Below are 259 nucleotides of genomic sequence, written 5' to 3'. Positions count from 1 at the left end.
AACAAAAACCTTTTTCCCATTTCCAGCGCCCTCAGTAATGCCACCGACAAAATATCGAGATCCTCATATGATGCTGCATTGACGATAATCGGTGTATTCCCTTGCGCAGCGAGCAGGATGGAATGTACGCGTACGACACCACCTAAGCGGATGTCCGCAAGTGTAATTGTCCGTATTTGCTCTACAGCATCAGCCCCGCCCTTTTCGATCACCCAGCTGGGGAGATGCGCATTCGAAAAGCCAAAGACAACATCCTTGG

At 49.8% G+C, this 259-nt stretch carries 1 protein-coding gene; it reads right to left on the bottom strand.

Features of this window, described 5'->3' with window-relative positions; genetic code table 11:
* A partial coding sequence (locus SB689_RS23500) for a four-carbon acid sugar kinase family protein (RefSeq protein WP_410694458.1) occupies positions 1 to 259 on the bottom strand: 259 nt, incomplete at both ends.

The sequence above is a fragment of the Chryseobacterium sp. SIMBA_038 genome, assembly GCF_046535115.1.
GTDB lineage: Bacteria > Bacteroidota > Bacteroidia > Flavobacteriales > Weeksellaceae > Chryseobacterium.
The sequence above is the reverse complement of the archived record's forward strand: the minus strand, read 5'-3'. Positions and strand labels throughout refer to the sequence as shown.